11 protein-coding genes are annotated in these 12,854 nt (G+C 44.5%); 7 read left to right on the top strand and 4 right to left on the bottom strand.

Annotated elements, in window-relative coordinates:
- Complete coding sequence (locus QZ918_RS10210) at nucleotides 1–261, top strand: hypothetical protein (RefSeq protein WP_293334185.1); 261 nt, start codon at nucleotides 1–3, stop codon at nucleotides 259–261.
- Nucleotides 262–568: 307 nt separating this feature from the next.
- Nucleotides 569–1,207 carry a restriction endonuclease subunit R gene (locus tag QZ918_RS10205; protein ID WP_293334182.1) on the top strand — a complete coding sequence of 213 codons (639 nt, stop codon included), beginning with the start codon at nucleotides 569–571 and terminating at the stop codon, nucleotides 1,205–1,207.
- 226 nt (nucleotides 1,208–1,433) lie between these two features.
- Here QZ918_RS10205 and QZ918_RS10200 read toward each other — a convergent pair whose 3' ends face one another.
- Complete coding sequence (locus QZ918_RS10200) at nucleotides 1,434–3,611, bottom strand: restriction endonuclease (RefSeq protein ID WP_293154014.1); 2,178 nt, start codon at nucleotides 3,609–3,611, stop codon at nucleotides 1,434–1,436.
- 224 nt (nucleotides 3,612–3,835) lie between these two features.
- On the opposite strand from QZ918_RS10200, the gene QZ918_RS10195 reads away from it, so the two are divergent.
- Nucleotides 3,836–4,438 (top strand): Uma2 family endonuclease, encoded by a 603-nt coding sequence (locus tag QZ918_RS10195; protein WP_293154016.1) that lies wholly within the window; start codon nucleotides 3,836–3,838, stop codon nucleotides 4,436–4,438.
- A gap of 445 nt (nucleotides 4,439–4,883) precedes the next feature.
- On the opposite strand, the gene QZ918_RS10190 is transcribed toward QZ918_RS10195, so the two are convergent.
- The 3 genes from QZ918_RS10190 to QZ918_RS10180 all read right to left on the bottom strand — a co-directional run bounded on the left by QZ918_RS10190 (nucleotide 4,884) and on the right by QZ918_RS10180 (nucleotide 7,244).
- A complete protein-coding gene (locus QZ918_RS10190; protein WP_293154020.1) occupies nucleotides 4,884–5,219 on the bottom strand; it encodes a ribulose bisphosphate carboxylase small subunit in 336 nt (111 codons plus the stop codon).
- Between the two features lie 45 nt (nucleotides 5,220–5,264).
- Complete coding sequence (rcbX, locus tag QZ918_RS10185) at nucleotides 5,265–5,678, bottom strand: RuBisCO chaperone RbcX (protein WP_293154023.1); 414 nt, start codon at nucleotides 5,676–5,678, stop codon at nucleotides 5,265–5,267.
- 135 nt (nucleotides 5,679–5,813) lie between these two features.
- Nucleotides 5,814–7,244 carry a form I ribulose bisphosphate carboxylase large subunit gene (locus tag QZ918_RS10180; RefSeq protein ID WP_293154026.1) on the bottom strand — a complete coding sequence of 477 codons (1,431 nt, stop codon included), beginning with the start codon at nucleotides 7,242–7,244 and terminating at the stop codon, nucleotides 5,814–5,816.
- 552 nt (nucleotides 7,245–7,796) lie between these two features.
- Between QZ918_RS10180 and QZ918_RS10175 the strand changes: the two genes are divergently transcribed.
- The 4 genes from QZ918_RS10175 to QZ918_RS10160 all read left to right on the top strand — a co-directional run bounded on the left by QZ918_RS10175 (nucleotide 7,797) and on the right by QZ918_RS10160 (nucleotide 12,820).
- Nucleotides 7,797–9,557, top strand: a complete 1,761-nt coding sequence (locus QZ918_RS10175) for a serine/threonine-protein kinase (protein WP_293334179.1) — start codon at nucleotides 7,797–7,799, stop codon at nucleotides 9,555–9,557.
- Between the two features lie 468 nt (nucleotides 9,558–10,025).
- Entirely contained in the window at nucleotides 10,026–11,159 is a 1,134-nt protein-coding gene (locus QZ918_RS10170) for a serine/threonine-protein kinase (protein WP_293334176.1), read from the top strand.
- A gap of 469 nt (nucleotides 11,160–11,628) precedes the next feature.
- Nucleotides 11,629–12,195 carry a COP23 domain-containing protein gene (locus QZ918_RS10165; RefSeq protein WP_293334173.1) on the top strand — a complete coding sequence of 189 codons (567 nt, stop codon included), beginning with the start codon at nucleotides 11,629–11,631 and terminating at the stop codon, nucleotides 12,193–12,195.
- A gap of 64 nt (nucleotides 12,196–12,259) precedes the next feature.
- The gene (locus QZ918_RS10160) at nucleotides 12,260–12,820 is read left to right on the top strand and encodes a COP23 domain-containing protein (RefSeq protein ID WP_293334170.1); all 561 of its coding nucleotides are present in this window, start codon (nucleotides 12,260–12,262) and stop codon (nucleotides 12,818–12,820) included.
- Nucleotides 12,821–12,854 lie beyond the last annotated feature (34 nt).

The following is a 12,854-nucleotide window of genomic DNA, read 5'->3' as shown; positions in this document are numbered from 1 at the left end:
ATGAAACGAATTAGCGATATAAATCCGCTGGGTATCGAGCGGCAGAGTCCTTCAAGTTCAGAAAGAGAAAAATTGCGCCAGCAAAGATTGCAGCACGAGAAAGATTTAGGTTTTCAGCAGTTAACAGAACTTTGCACCTTGGGCGAATACCACATGGCAAAACAACTTGCAGCCAGACATTCTAGTTGGGGTTATGAAATAGTTGATGAAGTTGTAGTGGAGCAGATGGATAAGGTTCGTAGTGAGGACTTTAGTCCTTAAAGTTATGAAATAGTCGATCGAGTTGTAGTGGAGCAGATGGATAAGGTTCGTAGTGAGGACTTTAGTCCTTAAAGTTATGAAATAGTCGATCGAGTTTTAATCGATCAGATGGATAAGGTTCGTAGTGAGGACTTTAGTCCTTAAAGTTATGAAATAGTCGATCGAGTTTTAATCGATCAGATGGATAAGGTTCGTAGTGAGGACTTTAGTCCTTAAAGCAAAAGATAAACGGACTAAAGTCCTTACTACGAACCTAATTTTGCGAATATGTTAAAATTACAAGAGAGACTTAATTTGTTTGAAAGCTATGACAGTTATTAATGCCAAAAATCTAACGCTCAGTGAAGTCAATCAATTTTTGAAATTCCAAGAACAGCTTAATAACGATACGTACACAACCTTTTTATCATTAGAATCCTTAACAGAGATAGAACAGCTAGAACTCGTACAAATTCGCAACGATTTTCGCGAGTACCTCTCTGTTGAAAGAGTCTCTGAAGGACTCGTACAAGCTCTGACTACCTTTCCTTTAATGCGATTAGCTGGGTTCTACCGCCGCCCAATCAAGATGAGTCTAGAACAAGACATTGCTAACATAACTATAGAAGATGAAGACACAACGATTACAGGCAGATTTGACATTTTAGCAATCAATAAAGAGAAACAAATCGCGACTGATATAGGATTTTGGATTTTAGTAATAGAATCTAAAAATAGTCTAATTGCTCCCCGCGCAGGTTTGCCCCAACTTCTAACTTACGCCTGTAAAAGTTTAGAATATCAAGAGTCTGTTTGGGGATTGGCAACTAGCGGAGAGTTTTATCAGTTTGTCAATATCCGCAGAGGAAACCCCCCAACCTATCAGCTAATGCCATTTCTGACTTTGATGGAACCCGAACCTTCAATTTTGTTGCTGCAAGTTTTAAAAGCTATTTGCAAGCTATAGCCGAAGGATATCATGTCCTATCAATTAGCGACGCGCGATCGATAATGTTTGTAGTGAGGACTTTAATCGATAATGTTTGTAGTGAGGACTTTAGTCGTTCGATTGTAAGGACTAAAGTCCTCACTACGAACCTTTTTTATTATGGTAATCGACCGAACCTGAGATCGTTGATAATTGGTAATTGGTAATTGCTGCCAACTGTCAACTGTCAACTGCTATAGATTCGTTATTTTTTAGCTCGCATCACTAGATCGATTAACTGTTCTCGTCCCCAGAGTTTTACTCCATTCGCTTGAGCCAGTTTATGAGCATTGGATGTAAAATTACTGTTGGTAATCACGATCGCATCCTGTGCCCCGTAATACTTAACCGCACTAACCACTTCTTGCACGGCAGAATTTCCCACTTTTCCTTGATAGCGTTTTGCCTGGATAACGGTTTTCTTTCCCGCTTTAGAGAGAATCAAGTCAGCACCAAAATCCCCCGTTTTGGGTGTCATTTCGACCGCATAACCGAGATTGCGAAAACAGCAGGCTAAAAATTCCTCAAACTCTTCTCCTGTCATTCTATCGACCCGATCGATTAAATACCCAATCTCTGGTACTTCTAACTGGGTATAACCTGCTAAAATATCCTTAAATTTTTTCAGCAGAATTGCGCTCAACTTACTAGAAGGAAGATGAGAAGATAAGGGGCGAGTTTGCGAGCCATCATCGCTTAAATTTCCATTTTTTGGCACTTCTAACAGCTTAGAAACTGCTAAAACCTGCTTGAATTTTTTCAGCATATTTGTACTAAACTTAGTAGAAGAAGAATGAGCAGAAGAGGAAGTTTGCGATTCAGACTGGACTTCAGTTTGTGCTGGTATAGGTTCCGATACCGCATCCTCGATCGAAGTTTGCTGCACTTGCTCTTGGGCTTGCTTTCTTTTACTCAAAACAGCCCGTTTAATTTTCAGCAAAATTTTCCCCTCTCGCTCATTAATTTCACCGTCAGCCTCGATCGTCTCAGTGCATCGCTTTAAAAGTGGTTCGGCAAAGTCGAGTTCGAGTTGTTCGAGTAAAACATCCAACTTGGGAGGCAATTTAGACTTATTTTTCACAGATTCAATCTCAGCTAAACACGTGGAATTTAAATTCGCAGCTTGTAATTGCGCTAAAAACTCATCCCATTTGGTGAATTGTTGGGTGGTATAGACGACATAGACTAAAATCCAATCCATTAGTGTTTCTTGTGCGATCGCTCTTTCTAAATATTGCTCGCTTTCCGCTTGCAATACCTCTCGTAAATCTTCGAGCTTGGTTTCGATTTCCGAGGAATCGAGATGCGCTTCGTAAAACCGACAAGCACCGTATCCCAGCGAGTAAATCATTGCCGCACTGGCGCTAGCATTAATCACCGCACCCGCCAAGGGAATATTACTAACAAGCGTAACTCCAGCTTCGATCGCTAAGTTGCTACCCAAGGATAAACCGAAAATAGCGACAACTTCTTTTTTGCGATCGCTCGATCGCAAATCCATACCATAGGCGGCAGCAATTTGATAAACCAACTCGGCAGATAAGGCCGTCATTGCCGCTAAATCCATGCCAGCCAACGCCAAAGCCGCGCCCGGAACTAAACTGCTAACCAAGCCACTTCCTGCCGCTAGCAAGGCTTTTTCCACCATTAAGCGATGTGCGATTTCTTGAGGTTTCTCGTGAGGATATTGGCGCTGCAACTCTCGAACTTGCGCCTCGGCAGTCACGACATCAACAGTATCGATCGCCCTGACTAACCAGTCAATTTTGAACTTTTCAGTCAGTTTTTTCAAGATAGGACTTTGGGAAATCAAATCGAGGGCTGAACCCAAAAAATTGGGAACTTGCATTGCTGTACTGCCGGCACTCGCAGCCGCATTTCCTACCGCACTCGCTGTATTCGCGATCGCATCTCCAGCACTCGCAGCCACATTGCCTATCGAACTAACAGTATTAACAATCGCACTTCCAGCATTACCTGCTGCGTCCCCCACAGCATTCGCAGTATTCGCGATCGCACTTCCAGCACTCGCAGCAGCATTTCCTACTGCACTCGCCGTATTCACAATCGCATCTCCAGCACTCGCAGCCACATTGCCTATCGAACTAACAGTATTAACAATCGCACTTCCAGCATTACCTGCTGCGTCCCCCACAGCATTCGCAGTATTCGCGATCGTACTTCCGGCACTCGCTGCCACATTTCCTACCGCACTCGCCTTTGCAGAGACTACTCCGAATACCGAACCGAACCAATTTGATGTATCTCCTGGTTCAGACTGCACCTTCGATTCCGATCGATCGTTGGTTTCTGCTATTTCGGTTGCTGGCGGAACTGCTTCTGAGTGGGTACTGTCTGTTTCGATTTCGTTGTTATCCGGCATTGGTTTACTTTGGGGTGACGTTTTCTTTGTAATAATGCAATGCAATTATTCCGCTGGCGGATTCTTGTCTTTTGCAGTGCCAGCAGGACGATCTCGCTCTCTGATTGTAAATCATTTTAAGTCGTTAAACAATACTCCCCGATCGACTAAAACTGTCGATCGCCAAGCTAAGATCGGGTAAGCTCAAGGTATTCTGTCACGCCTACACCAAATGAGGAAAAACCATGACGACGCTGCTAATTCAAACCCAAAGCGTCCCAATGACGGTCAATCTCCCTGCGATCGAATCGATGACTGTTGAACAGTTTTATGAATTCTGTCTAGTTAATCGCGATTTGAGAATTGAACGTACTGCCACTGGGGAAGTTATCATTATGTCACCAGCCTTTTCAGATACAGGGAACCGCAACATTAAAATTGCTCAGCAACTTGCGAACTGGGCAGAACAAGATGGCACAGGTGAAGCGTTTGATTCCAGTGCCGGCTTTACCTTGCCGAATGGAGCAACCAGATCCCCCGATGTCTCATGGATTAAACTAAAGCGCTGGAATGCCTTAACTGAAGAACAAAAAGCCTCATTTGCACCGATTTGTCCAGACTTTGTGATTGAATTGCGGTCTGCTAGTGACACTCTCAAGGGATTGCAAAAAAAGATGCAAGAATATATTGATAACGGTGTATCACTCGGATTGTTGATCGATCGCCAAAACCGAAAAGTCTACATCTACCGTCCCGATCGAGAAGCTGAAATCTTGGATAATCCTGAAACAGTGAGCGGCGATCCGGAGTTACCAGGATTTGTCTTGCGGATGGCAAAAATCTGGTGATTTAGATTGTTAGATAACAGTTGACAGTTATGAATAGAATAGTACCGGAATCAAAACCGTTTATGAAGCAAGGGTTCAGGGTTCTATTCATGAGGCTATTTATGTCCGCGTTTGATATAGCAATCCTAAATCATTTTTGAATTTCTTACTCCCTCCCCTGATTCATGGGCAGGGTTGGGGTGGGGTCAAAAATTTAGGACTCATTTAGGATTGCTATATAGCAACCGCCACAGCGGTTAGGACATTCAGGAGCTCATGAATAGAGGCGCCAACCCTCTACCATCAACGATTTGATACCTCTACCATGTAACTGTCAACTGTCAACTGTCAACTGTCAACTGCTATAGTGGCGGTTGCTATACAAAAAAAAGAGGCAGGGAATATTCCCCGCCTCAAATCTGTAATGACTGTTAATCTAAAAGTTAGATTAGCCAGCCAATACTTTTTAGTAGCCTCTGGTGTTTGGCTTGTGCACGATGAAGCTCAGCACTTGGCATTGCTTCACGTTGTCAAAACCCATGACGCGGATGTAGCAGGTGGGGTTTTCAGAGCGGCAAGCTTGAACTTCAGTCATGATTTCTTGGACGCTGCGAGCACCAAACAAAGGCAACTTCCACAATGTCCAGTAGCGCATTTCGGCGGCAGAGGTTTCGTTGAATTCTACGCCGGGAATGTAGCCTTGATCCAAGATGTATTGCAGTTGCTTGGCAATTTGGGCGTCTGTCAGCGGGGGCAAATATGACAGAGTTTCGTAACGACGCTCTTTAGGTAAAGTCTTCATTTTTTGTATCTCTAAGGTGTGTGTTCGATCGCACTTCTCGATCGATTAACTCGACAAATTATCTAGATTCGGTTCAGAATCTATTGAGGATGTTTCAGGATTGCTGCTAGCCACAGACCAATTAAGCTGCGTAATTCGCTCCAAATGCTGGCGTCTGTGTTCCATATTCGCCTGTTGAATGCCAGTACAAACCATTTCTGGCAAAAATTCCGTCACATCGTGAGCCAGATACTCTCGCACAGTCATGATCCGAAATCCTAAATCTTGATTTTCCCTCAGCAGTTCCTCAATGTAAGCTTCTCCATCTTGGATTTTGCCCTTGGTGGAAAAGTCATTCAGCCAGATTGCCAGAGGAGGATTGGTTTCGCTCAACTGAGCTACAACAATCCGCACGGATTGATAGGTTAGGTAACTTGCCAGCACCTTAGCGGTGTCTTTCGCAACTTGTTTGAGATCCATTTGACCCCAGCTCCCTCAAATTTTAGGTTTTGAATTTTAGATTTTGGATGCAAACTTACTTGTAAATCTTCTTCAAAGATAAAGACTTAACAGCAAGTTTGCGACCTAAAACCTAAAATCTCTAACCAAAAATCATCAAACGGTATCCATTGCCTCGAACTCAAACTTGATTTCTTTCCAGAGTTCGCAAGCAACAGCCAGTTCAGGGCTCCATTTGCAAGCTTCGCGAATGATGTCTCCGCCTTCGCGCATCAGGTTGCGGCCTTCGTTACGAGCTTGAACGCAAGCTTCCAATGCAACGCGGTTAGCTGCTGCACCAGGTGCGTTACCCCAAGGGTGGCCCAAGGTGCCGCCGCCGAACTGCAAGCAGGAGTCGTCGCCGAAGATTTCAACCAAAGCTGGCATATGCCAGATGTGGATACCACCGGATGCAACTGGCATGACACCAGGCATGGAGGCCCAATCTTGGGTGAAGTAAATACCGCGGCTGCGGTCTTCTTCGATGTGGTCTTCGCGCATCAAGTCTACGAAGCCCATCGTGATGCCTTTTTCGCCTTCGAGTTTGCCCACAACTGTACCGGAGTGCAGGTGGTCGCCGCCGGACATCCGCAAGCACTTGGCAAGCACGCGGAAGTGGATACCGTGGTTTTTTTGACGGTCAATAACGGCGTGCATGGCGCGGTGAATGTGCAACAGAATACCGTTGCGACGGCACCATTTGGCCAAGCTGGTGTTTGCAGTGAAACCACCGGTCAGGTAGTCGTGCATGATGATGGGGGTTTTGATTTCTTTGGCGAATTCAGCCCGTTCCATCATTTCTTCAAAGGTAGGGGCGGTTACGTTTAAGTAGTGACCCTTGACTTCGCCGGTTTCTGCTTGAGCTTTTTCAATAGCTTCTTGAACGAACAAGAAACGATCGCGCCAACGCATGAATGGTTGCGAGTTGATGTTTTCGTCGTCTTTGGTGAAGTCCAAACCGCCGCGCAGAACTTCGTAAACGGCACGGCCGTAGTTCTTAGCAGACAGACCCAATTTGGGCTTAATTGTACAACCCAGCAAAGGACGGCCGTACTTGTTCAATTTGTCGCGCTCAACGGTAATACCGTGAGGAGGGCCTTGGAATGTTTTCAGGTAAGCAATGGGAATCCGCAAGTCTTCTAAACGGAGAGCGCGCAGAGCTTTGAAACCGAACACGTTACCGACCAAAGAGGTCAGCAGATTGGTGACGGAACCTTCTTCAAACAAATCCAAAGGATAAGCGATGAAGCAGATGTATTGGTTGTCTTCACCGGGAACTGGCTCGATGTCGTAGCAGCGACCTTTGTAGCGGTCGAGGTCGGTCAGGAGGTCAGTCCACACAGTTGTCCATGTACCGGTGGAAGATTCAGCGGCCACAGCAGCTCCAGCTTCTTCTGGGGGAACTCCTGGCTGAGGTGTGACGCGGAATGCTGCCAAAATATCTGTATCTTTCGGCGTGTAGTCCGGTGTGTAATACGTTAGTTTATAGTCTTGAACTCCGGCTTTATACCCAGCCTTTGATTGAGTTTGGGTTTGCGCGTAAGCCATATCTCGCTTCCTAGTATTCGCTTAATTTTTTTGCCCGATCGCAGGCTCTTAGAAATATATCAATAAAGTGGCGCACTGCAATTTTAATATTCTTTTAATCATCATAAGTATTGTTTATTTAGCTTTACATTAGGAAATCTTATGTAACATATCTTATCAAACAAAAGTGGCGAAGGATGCAGGGGTAAGTGCTGGGGATCGATGAGATTTTAGATTTTAAATTTTAGATTTTAGATTGGAGAAGGAGAAAAAATTAGTCATAAATACTTAAATCATGGTGGAGATCGATTAAATTATAGATATTAAATTTTGGGTTGGGGGTAGGAAAAAATTAGTTATAAATACTTACAGAACTCCAAAGGTACGTTGTTGGGCTTTAGCCCTCTTCTAATATATGTAAAGAGGGCTGAAGCCCAACAACGTACCTACCTAGAAAGTCAAAAGTCGGCAGCATAGCACATAATATGGACAGGACTTGTGCGGCAAACCGGGTTTCTGCGTTAGCTGCACGTAAGTCTACTATGGATATCTAGTCCCATCTTTACTCTGGTTGTGCCTCACCCCCCTTCGCAAGCCGTCCACTGCATCAATCCAGATTGCCCAAGGCCTTACCCTCAGACTTGGGGCAACAATTTTTGTCAGAGTTGCGGGACTCCGCTGCGGCTAAAAAATCGCTACATACCTCTACAAGGGCTCGGTACCGGGGGTTTTGCAGCAATCTACACAGTTTGGGACACAGAAACTCAAACCGAGCGCGTCCTCAAATTGTTGCTCGAAACTTCTCCGAAAGCGCTAAAACTGTTCGAGCAAGAAGCTTGGGTTTTGGCAATTTTGCGCCACCCCGGGGTTCCAAGAGTCGAGCCGGACGGTTATTTTCACGTGCAAACCCAAAATTTCGGAAGCGGGGATGGAAATGCCACAGCGAGGCGCTTACCTTGTTTGGTAATGGAAAAGATTCACGGCAAAACTCTAGAAGAAATTCTTGAAGATCACCCTCAGGGATGTCCGCAGGAATGGGTGTTTAGCTGGCTGAGTCAAGCTGTGCAAATTTTAGAGGAGTTGCATCGGTGTCAGATTATTCACCGCGACATTAAACCCTCCAATTTGATGCTGCGAGACCCGGAATCGCCCCAAGTCTTGTTGAGTAAGGGTTTGGGCGGTTTGCAGTTGGTGGCGATCGACTTTGGGGGAGTTAAACAGATGGGCGGTGGGGAACCGGTGGGGAAAGATTCTCCGAGCTCGACGCGGTTGATTTCGCCTGGGTACAGCCCGCCGGAACAAATTGTGGGCGGCGGTGTGGTGCCGGCGACGGATTTTTATGCGCTGGGGCGGACTTGCATTCATTTGCTGACGGGGAAGTATCCGGCGGAAATTGAAGATCCGATGACGGGGGAGTTGCGCTGGCGACATATTGTGTCTGTGACTCCAGCTTTTGCGAATTTGTTAGATGATATGGTGCGATCGAATATACAGCAGCGTCCGGCTTCGGCGTCGGATGTTCGATCGCGCTTGCAGGATATTTATGCTAAGAGTAAGGGCAAAATTGCGTTAGCGCCTGTCAGTCAAGCTATTGTGGAAGTTTGCCGGCAAGTAGTGGTAGCGACGGCGCAAAAAACGGCAAGTTTGACAGTTTTGGTGTTCGGCGCGATCGCCCAAATTGTAGTAGCTTCTCTAGATACGGGCTGGGAAATGGTGCTCGGTGGGGTTGGCGGAAGTGCAGGGGCGATCGGCGGTTTAGTTTTAGCCTATTCTTCGCCTATTGGCCCGCAATTTGCGAATTTTTTGAATGAAGGTTTGCACCAATTAATTCCTTATATGAGTTTTAATGTCGGCCCGGAAGTGCTGTTGTTTGCTTTTGCGGGCTGGGGCACTGCGATAGGTTTGACGGATGCGGGGAGTTTTCGCCAGCAAAAACAGTATTGGCTGTCGGGATTGATGGGTGCTCAGGGCTATTTGTTAGCGAGTTTGTGCTGGATGGAAGCGAGTGCTTTTAGCGGCGTGCAGGGGATTATTTTGGGGGCATTTGCGATCGCCACTTTAACCATCGGCATGGGTTTGCGGAGTCACCAATTAGCGCACGCTTTGGTGGTGGCTGGTTGTTCGACGGGAATGTTTCTGTTTTTGAATGCTTTGAGCATTTTTCCAGGGAGTTTTTTGGAGATTTTATCGCTGTCATCTGGTGATTCCTTCGGCTGGTTGCAGATTGGGAGTTCAATTGCATTTTTTGGTTTGTTGGGAAGTGCGATCGGGCTTTGTTTGGGAGTCAGTCATTATTTAGTTGTGCCTTTGTTGCGGTGGTTGGGTTGGAAGTAGGGACTTAGATTGTGTTCGGCGGTATTGTTTTTGTGATTTGTAACCGCATATAAATGCAAATATGAGCTTTTTATACTAAATCTGGCTTAAATAACCCTTTATTTATTAGTACGCCTTCGCGGACTAAATTTTGTGTATAGCCTTTCTCTAAAAAGTGAGGTGCCCATTTTGCTAAGAAAAGCTTGAGACTATAAGGGTTGCAGCATACCTCGGCATACCTCATCTTTCTGAGAAACGCTATAGTTCGACCTCAAACTCTTATGACTGGCGCATTGCTACATGAGAGTTTGAGGTCAAAAGTGATTTCAATCACCGAGCGATCGAGAGAGTAACGAACGCGGATTTCGTATTATACTGTCGGCTGACCGAAAAATATTTTAGGATTAGGGAGTTGTCATATCTCTATTCAGGGATTAATATAAGCTTTATAGGAGAGCAGGCTGAGCGGGATCTCTGGAGGAGGGTAGAATGATAGGACAAGGGCAAACTCTACCGATGGGTCAATCAGTAGGGGGTGGACGTTTCAAAATCATCCATATTTTGGGCAATGGGAATTTTGGCGAAACTTACTTAGCCGAAGATTGGCACGATTCGGGTAGGCGATGCGCTCTGAAGCGGTTCATCTTTGTCAGTAATAACCCTACAACTTTTGCCAAGGCAAAGGAGTTGTTCGAGCGCGAAGCCAAATTTTTAAAGAATTTAACGGAAAACCCTAAAAATTATTTGATTCCCAAGTACATAGGATACTTGTCAGAGGGTCAAGAGTTGTACTTAGCGCAGGAATACATTGACGGATGTACCCTTCGTGATGAACTAAATCGCAATACGAGGCTCAATGAGGATCGAGTTGCCAGTTTGTTAGAGGATGTACTCAATTCTCTGATATTTATCCATCACGAACAAAATATTCACCGGGATATCAAACCAGAAAATCTCATTAAGAGAAATGGGGATGGCAAGATAGTTCTCATAGATTTCGGTGCAGTCAAGCAGAAAGTAACTAAACTCACCTCTCCTGGAACTCAGATTCATACTGAAGGTTATGCACCGCTAGAGCAAATTCAAGGCTACCCAGAATATTGCAGCGATATTTATGCTTTAGGGATGACTGCTTTGGAAGCTTTGACAGGGGTGGAGCCTGGACAACTCAAAGATGCTAGTACAGGGAAGGTTGTGTGGTCTCATTCATTCAATGCTAGTAATAAGCTGAAAAAAATTTTGGAAAAGATGGTGGAGCATAATTGTAAAAGTCGCTATCAATCAGCAGAGGAGGTGCTAAACGATTTAAATTCAGCAGGTTTTACGGCTACTGTGGTAGTAGCCCCTATTTTACGTTCCACCATTCCATCGGTTCAAAATTTAGGAGGGAGAATATCCAAGCTGCCTATGTGGTTGTGGTTTGCGATCGCAACACCCTTGGTTACGATCTTAGCTTTTGCGCTTGGGCTGCTTTTTGTACCACACCCTCCGAAAGCAAATCCAGGTAAACCGCAAGCTCCCCAGCTCAATCCATCAAACTCATCTCCATCAAACTCAGGTTCTGGTTACAAAAACAAAAAGCCATGCCCTCCAATTCTACCTGTTGGTGAGCGGTGCGAATAATGAGGTTGCAATTTAATTATGAGAAAAACTGGCACTACAAATGTCAGGAATCCAACTTGAAACTAGATAGGTAGTTGTAGAGGGCTGAAGGTAATGAGACGAAATTCGCTAGTAAGTAATATAAGCTCCGCTCAGAGCAATCAACCTACTAAATTAAGCATAATAATTAAATTATTGATATTTTGTATAATAATTATAAAAGGAGGAATAGAAATCTCAGCAAATTTGATAAATATAGGAGAATTTTGCCAAAAAACATCATGGTGCAAAAAAAATATTCCTCAATCAGATCCTCCTAAGTGTCCTCCTATTCTGCCTGTTGGTAAGCGCTGTAATCCTTAACCAAAAACCTGCAAATCTTAGTTTTATCTATTTTTCCTCTTTTTACCTCCTAGGATGGGCTAAAAACAGGCAGAATGTCTATCCTCAAGCAATTATTTCAGTCATGAATTTTGATGTTATATAATTTATGAACAGTCGCATTTTTTTTATCCTTACAGTAGCTATCGTTGGAATAGCATCTACCATAACACCCAGCATCCCCGCTGTTGCTGATGGGGAATACCGTTTTGTTTGCAGGCTATCTGGAGGTGAATGGACAACCATAGCTCAAACGCCACGAGGTGACAGAAGCTTTATTCGGTGGACTTCTAACTTTGGTGGAAAAGTGGGGTATAGCCGCGAACAACGCTGTCGAGAAGTTAGTAATAGGTTGGACTTATACGCCCAAACTCAGAAGTCTTTTTACTTGACCTATGGTAGGCAAGCTCGGTATCCTATCATCTGCTTGACAGATTTTGAGGGTCGTGAATGCAAAGGCCTGGTGTATACGTTAGACCCGCAAGGAATTCGCACTCCCGAACAAACCTTAAAAGACTTACTAGAACTAAGTGCTAATGACTTTGTGGCAAGCCCTCCTGTTTTTGCATATTTGGATCCGAAACCTTTTTTTGGAAAAGATTGTCGTCTATATATTAATGTTCGGTTGCGTTTGCAAGGGAAACCTAGTGCTAAATCTGTTTGCAGATCTAGATAGTTTGTGCTACATTAATGAATAATCTGTTTTTTGAATTTCGCACTTGAAAGAGCTAGGTCTACACATGAAAAACTGGCAATCCATATCTCTAGTAACAGCATCCGTTGTGGGATTAGCGTTTGGTATTTTACCCACTACGCTGACTCAAGCTCAAACCCAAACTCAATCCGAGTATAGTTTTGTTTGTAAAAAAGAATCGGGAGGAGTCTGGACAACTTTCGCTGAAGGTCCACGAGGTTCAAAAGCCTATATCCGCTGGACTTCTGATTTCGGTGCCCTAGCAAATTATACCCCTGAAAAACGCTGCCGTGAAGTGAGCGAAAGACTTAATAATCACCTGCGCGCACAAGATCCGTTTCATTTAACTCACGGCAAGCAGGACAAATATCCTATTATCTGTGTTGCAGACTCTCAGGGGAGTGGTTGCAAGGAGAAGGGATTGGTTTATACCTTAGATCCAAACGGTAAAAGGAAACCTGATGAAGTAATCGCAGATTTACTTAACTTGGCTGGAAGTGACTTTGATGGTATCCCCACACAAGCCAGTGGATGTCGTCTATATGTAAATGTTCGGCAGCAGTTGCAAGGTTTAAAAAAGAGTGCTAAATATGTTTGCAGGAATTAGAAGGCTTCCTCTATCTGGATTATCTGTAAGTTAC

The organism is Microcoleus sp. CAWBG58 (assembly GCF_020883045.1).
Taxonomy (GTDB): Bacteria; Cyanobacteriota; Cyanobacteriia; order Cyanobacteriales; family Microcoleaceae; genus Microcoleus.
This window is presented reverse-complemented; position numbering and strand designations above follow the sequence as displayed.

Excerpts from the sequence above, each read along its gene's own strand:
- QZ918_RS10210 (WP_293334185.1), top strand. The coding sequence starts at position 1 with ATGAAACGAATTAGCGATATAAATCCGCTGGGTATCGAGCGGCAGAGT.
- QZ918_RS10205 (WP_293334182.1), top strand. The coding sequence starts at position 569 with ATGACAGTTATTAATGCCAAAAATCTAACGCTCAGTGAAGTCAATCAA.
- QZ918_RS10200 (WP_293154014.1), bottom strand. The coding sequence starts at position 3,611 with ATGCCGGATAACAACGAAATCGAAACAGACAGTACCCACTCAGAAGCA.
- QZ918_RS10195 (WP_293154016.1), top strand. The coding sequence starts at position 3,836 with ATGACGACGCTGCTAATTCAAACCCAAAGCGTCCCAATGACGGTCAAT.
- QZ918_RS10190 (WP_293154020.1), bottom strand. The coding sequence starts at position 5,219 with ATGAAGACTTTACCTAAAGAGCGTCGTTACGAAACTCTGTCATATTTG.
- rcbX (WP_293154023.1), bottom strand. The coding sequence starts at position 5,678 with ATGGATCTCAAACAAGTTGCGAAAGACACCGCTAAGGTGCTGGCAAGT.
- QZ918_RS10180 (WP_293154026.1), bottom strand. The coding sequence starts at position 7,244 with ATGGCTTACGCGCAAACCCAAACTCAATCAAAGGCTGGGTATAAAGCC.
- QZ918_RS10170 (WP_293334176.1), top strand. The coding sequence starts at position 10,026 with ATGATAGGACAAGGGCAAACTCTACCGATGGGTCAATCAGTAGGGGGT.
- QZ918_RS10165 (WP_293334173.1), top strand. The coding sequence starts at position 11,629 with ATGAACAGTCGCATTTTTTTTATCCTTACAGTAGCTATCGTTGGAATA.
- QZ918_RS10160 (WP_293334170.1), top strand. The coding sequence starts at position 12,260 with ATGAAAAACTGGCAATCCATATCTCTAGTAACAGCATCCGTTGTGGGA.